The organism is Frankia sp. AgKG'84/4 (genome assembly GCF_023242965.2).
Lineage (GTDB): Bacteria > Actinomycetota > Actinomycetes > Frankiales > Frankiaceae > Frankia.
The window spans coordinates 1-4,976 of the sequence record NZ_JALKFU020000396.1 but is presented as its reverse complement, the minus strand read 5'-3'; the positions used below and the strand labels follow the sequence as shown (position 1 = coordinate 4,976).

General features: G+C 71.5%; 4 protein-coding genes. 2 read left to right on the top strand and 2 right to left on the bottom strand.

What is annotated here, in order from left to right; genetic code table 11:
• The coding region (locus tag MXD58_RS19830; RefSeq protein ID WP_250609708.1) for a hypothetical protein at positions 1-227 on the top strand (227 nt) is incomplete at its 5' end.
• A 547-nt stretch (positions 228-774) separates the two neighbouring features.
• On the opposite strand, the gene pyk is transcribed toward MXD58_RS19830, so the two are convergent.
• Positions 775-2,190: a pyruvate kinase gene (gene pyk, locus MXD58_RS19825; RefSeq protein WP_248840726.1), complete on the bottom strand. Its 1,416-nt coding sequence runs from the start codon at positions 2,188-2,190 to the stop codon at positions 775-777.
• A 414-nt stretch (positions 2,191-2,604) separates the two neighbouring features.
• Here pyk and MXD58_RS19820 point away from each other — a divergent pair, with 414 nt between their 5' ends.
• Positions 2,605-2,763, top strand: a complete 159-nt coding sequence (locus MXD58_RS19820) for a hypothetical protein (RefSeq protein WP_248840727.1) — start codon at positions 2,605-2,607, stop codon at positions 2,761-2,763.
• Positions 2,764-2,793: 30 nt separating this feature from the next.
• Here the strand turns inward: MXD58_RS19820 and MXD58_RS19815 are convergent, their stop codons facing one another.
• Positions 2,794-4,809, bottom strand: a complete 2,016-nt coding sequence (locus MXD58_RS19815) for an ABC transporter ATP-binding protein (protein WP_374616375.1) — start codon at positions 4,807-4,809, stop codon at positions 2,794-2,796.
• Positions 4,810-4,976: the final 167 nt, after the last annotated feature.

The following is a 4,976-nucleotide window of genomic DNA, read 5'->3' as shown; positions in this document are numbered from 1 at the left end:
GCGGCGAACTGCTTGAGGGCGGCGAACTGCTTGAGGGCGGCGAACTGCTTGAGGGCGGCGAACTGCTTGAGGGCGGCGAACTGCTTGAGGGCGGCAAGCTGGCTGAGGGCGGCGAGCTGGCTGAGGGCGGCGAGGCTGATCGGGCCCGCGCGGACAGGGGTGCCTGCGGCGCGCCCGCGGATGCCTTCGGGTCCGCGCCTGGACGCGGGGTGGAGGCGGCGGACTGAGCGCGACTGTGGGCTCGGCGCGCGGATTCGGGGCTGTCCGCGTCGCGAGTTGCCGCGGACGCACGCTCGTCCGACCCGCTCCCCTGCTCGACCATCCGACCACTCCCTGACCTGAACTCCCTGACGCGGGCCTGTTCGCCCTCGTTCCGCCCCGGGCGGGACGCCGGCGGAGCGAGGCCGCCGACGGCGGGGTACGGCGACGGCGGTGGTGAACGGGCATCATCATGACAGCCGCCCCGGGGTAACCCGAGGGGCGCGTCGGCTCGTGTGGGAGTCCGGACGGGGAGCGCGTCGCCACTGACACGCAACGGCGCCGGCCAGGCGTGCGGACGCCGGCCCGCCGTCGCGCTCCGGGAGCGAACTGTTCGGAGCAGGCGTACGGAGGCGGCGTCCGCGCGGGGGTGGGCGCCCGACCGTCGTTCGGCGCGGGGTGGGTCCCGCGACGACCGTTCGCCGGTCAGGCGTCCGCCAGGAGCGGAGGGTGCTGGCCGGCCGGGTCAGCCGCGAGACTGATCCGGCCGGCGGGGTGATCGGCCCGGTGGGGCGGTCAGATCACCTCGCCGATGCGGTGCACCCGCATCGAGTTCGTCATGCCGGCGACGCCCGGCGGGGTTCCGGCGACGACGACGACGAGCTCGCCGGGCCGGCACCGGCCGATCTGCAGCAGTGCGGTGTCGACCTGGCGGACCATCTCGTCGGTGCTTTCCGCGAACGGCACGACGAAGGTCTCCACGCCCCAGAACAACGCCATCTGGCTGCGGACGGCCGGCAGCGGGGTGAAGGCGAGGACCGGCACCTCGCTGCGGTAGCGGGCCAGGCGCCGGGCGGTGTCGCCGCTGAGGGTGTGGGCGACGAGGTACCGGGCACCGACGGCCTGCCCCACCGAGGTGGCCGCCTGGGCGAGCGCGCCGCCGAGGGTCCGCGGCTCGGTCCGCACCGGCGGGATCCGGCCGAGGTCCGCCTCGGCGGTCTCGATGATGCGGGCCATCGTGGCGACGGCCTCGATCGGGTAGGCGCCGACACTCGTCTCCGCCGACAGCATGATCGCGTCCGCGCCGTCGAGGACCGCGTTGGCGCAGTCGCTCGCCTCCGCCCGGGTCGGCCGTGGTGCGCTGACCATGGACTCGAGCACCTGAGTGGCGACGATCACCGGCTTGGCCCGTTCCCGGGCCTGGGTGACGATGCGCTTCTGCGCCAGCGGCACGTCCTCCAGTGGCAGCTCGACGCCGAGGTCACCGCGGGCGACCATCAGCCCGTCGAAGGCCTCGACGATACCGTCGAGGGCGGCCATCGCCTGCGGCTTCTCGATCTTGGCGTGGACGGGGATCCTGATCCCCACCTCGTCCATGATCGTGTGGACCGCCTTGACATCGGAGGCGTTGCGCACGAACGACAACGCGATCATGTCGACGCCGAGACCGAGGGCGAAGCGAAGGTCGTCGCCGTCCTTCTCGCTCAGCGCCGGCACCGTGAGCGCCGCGCCGGGGATGTTCATCCCCTTGTGGTCGCTCACCGGCCCACCGACGATCACCGTGGTGTGCACGTCGGTGTCGGTGACCTCGTCGATCTGCAGGACGAGGCGGCCGTCGTCGACGAGGATGCGGTCCCCGGCGGAGACGTCGGCGGGCAGGTCGGAGTAGGTCGTGCCGACCTCGTGCTGGTCGCCGGGCACGTCCCGGACGGTGACGGTGAACCGCTGCCCCGGGGTGAGGGTGGCGCGTCCGTCCGCGAAGCTACCGAGGCGGATCTTCGGGCCCTGCAGGTCGGCGAGGATGCCGACGTTGCGGCCCGCCGCCTCCGCCGCCTCGCGCACTCTCGCGTAGACGGCGGCGTGCTGTTCGTGCGTTCCATGGGAGAAGTTCAGGCGGGCAATATCCATTCCCGCGTCGACGAGGGCCCGGACCTTCTCAGGCGAACTGGTGGCCGGACCGAGGGTGCAGACAATCTTGGCTCTACGTGGCACAGACAAAGCCTAAGTACTGATCGATGGTCTTTGCGCACGGGGGCCGTCCGGAGCGGCGCGTGGCGTCCCGAACCAGTAGTCAGATCAGGTCAATGAGGCACATGCTGCGCGTGGCCACGCGGCGGCGTACCGTGCCACTCGTCGCCCGTGACGCACCGGCCCACCGCCGCGGCGCTTACGGGAGGCGGCGGATACCACACGGGGGCCGCCGGCACCATGCGGGAACGGCCGGCACCATGCGGGAACGACACGCACCATGCGGGAACGACACGCACCATGCGGGAACGACACGCACCATGCGGGAACGACACGCACCATGCGGGAAAGACGGCAAGGACGCCGACGATCCCGACAGCGGCTGGACCGGAGCTCAGAAGTCGCTATCCCACCGTCGAGTCCCCCCCGGAGGCGGGCATGAATCGAAATCCCGGTATTCATCGGCAGCCGTCCGGCGATGTCGACATCGCGTTCGTCGACGCCGCGGACGCCGGACCGGCCGACGCGGGCGCCTCGCCGGCCTCGGTCACCCCGGCGGAGGCCGCGCCGACGGGGCCGGGCGAATCCGTCTCCTGATCATACCTTGGTGGTCCCCCGGCTGATCCCTCAGACGGGGGCACCCGCCGGGTCGCCCGCCCCGACAGGTGTCACCCGGCCGGCGCCAGCGGCACCACCGGCGTCAGCGGCACGACCGGCGTCAGCGGCACCACCGACCGCGGCCGACGCTGTCGCCGCCAGGTCAGGACCGGGTACCCCCGTGGTCGAGCGGAACTGCGTCCGGTACAGCTCGGCGTAGAGTCCCCCGCGGGCCAGCAGCTCGTCGTGGGTGCCGCTCTGCACCACGCGGCCGCCGTCGATGACAAGGATCTGGTCGGCGTCCCGCACGGTGGACAACCGATGCGCGATGACCAGCGAGGTGCGCCCGGCGAGGGCGGCCGCCAGCGCCCGCTGCACTGCCGCCTCGGACTCGCTGTCAAGATGCGCGGTGGCCTCGTCCAGCACGACGACCCCCGGCGCGCGCAGCAGCAGCCGGGCGATCGCCATCCGCTGCTTCTCCCCGCCGGACAGGCGGTGACCCCGATCGCCGACGACCGTGTCCAGGCCGTCCGGCAGCTCACGGGCGAACCGCCCGATCTGCGCGGCGTCCAGGGCGGCCCACATCTGGTCCTCGGTGGCCTCCGGGCGGGCGAGCAGCAGGTTCGCCCGCACGGTGTCGTGGAACAGGTGCGCGTCCTGGGTGACGACGCCGACGGCGGACCGCAGCGACCGCAGCGTCAGGTCGCGCACGTCGTGCCCGCCCACCCGCACCGCACCGCAGACCACGTCGTACATCCGCGGGACGAGCTGGCTCATCGTCGTCTTGCCGGCGCCGGACGGCCCCACGATCGCGATCATCTGTCCGGGCTCGGCGCGGAAGGTGATGTCATGGAGTACCGGCGTCGGCACCTGGCCGTCGAGGACCGCCACCGATTCCAGTGAGGCGAGGGAGACCTCGTCCGCGGCCGGATAGCGAAATCCCACCTGGTCGAACTCGACCGCGACGGCGCCCGGTGGTAGATCCACCGCGCCGGGCCGGTCCACGATCGCCGGCGCCAGGTCGAGAACCTCCAGCACCCGTTCGAAGGACACCAGCGCCGTCATCACGTCGACGTGCACACTGGACAACTGGCTGAGCGGCCCGTAAAGCCGGGACAGATAGGCGGTCAACGCCACCAGGGTGCCGATCTGGAGATCTCCGCGGGCGGCGAGCCGGCCGCCGACGCCATACACCAACGCCGTTGCCAGCGCGCCGACGAGCGTGAGCAACACGAAGAATATCCGGCCATACATGGCCTGAGTAACACCGATGTCACGTACTCGACCCGCCCGGCCGCGAAAGTTGGCCTCCTCCCGTTCGGGCGAGCCGTAGAGCTGCGTCAGCATCGCGCCGGAGACGTTGAATCTCTCCGTCATCGTGTTGTGCATCTCGGCGTTCACTCCGTAGCGTTCACGGGTGAGCCGGGCGAGCCGCGGGCCGAACGCTCGGGCCGGAAAGATGAATGCTGGCAGCAACACCAGTGATACCAGGGTGATCTGCCAGGACAGAACGGCCATGGCGGCCAGGGTGAAGGCGGCGGTGAGCACATTCGACAACACCGATGACAGCGTGTTCGTGAACGCAGACTGCGCGCCGAGGACGTCATTGTTCAGCCGACTGGTGAGCGCCCCGGTCTGCGTCCGGGTGAAGAACGCCAGCGGCTGACGCTGCACGTGCTCGAAGATCTGGCTGCGCAGCTCGTAGATCAGGCCCTCGCCAATGCGGGCCGAGTACCAGCGCTGACCGAGGGTGAGTCCCGCGTCGACGAAGGCCAGGGCGGCGACGAGGCCGGCGAGCGCCTCGACGTAGCCGATCCGGTGGCGCTCGATGCCGCCATCGATGATCTCTTTGAGGATGAGGGGGAGCACGGCGCCGAGGGCAGCGCTCCCCACGATCAGAACGAGGAAGCACCCGAGCTCCCGCCGCCATGGCTTCGCGAACCCCGCGACGCGGCGCACCGTGCCCGCTCGCAGGGCGGTCTTCGCCACCGTGCGGTCGGCTGTCGCGGAGCGCATCACCGCCCACCCCTCCGGTCCCGGCCGCATCGCGCCTCCCACCGTTCGTCGCCGCCCAAAAGTTTGCCGTGTAAGCATGTAAGCATCAGTGGCGGTGTGGGCATTCCGCCTACGGAAGGCTATGTTCCGAGGTGGCCGCGGCGGGTGGCGGCCGCGGCGGGTGGCGGCCGTCGGCGGCTGCGCCGGTCGGCCAGGGT

What these genes read in the sequence shown, in the direction of transcription:
- MXD58_RS19820 (WP_248840727.1), top strand. Translation starts at nt 2,605, where the DNA reads ATGAATCGAAATCCCGGTATTCATCGGCAGCCGTCCGGCGATGTCGAC.
- MXD58_RS19815 (WP_374616375.1), bottom strand. Translation starts at nt 4,809, where the DNA reads ATGCGGCCGGGACCGGAGGGGTGGGCGGTGATGCGCTCCGCGACAGCC.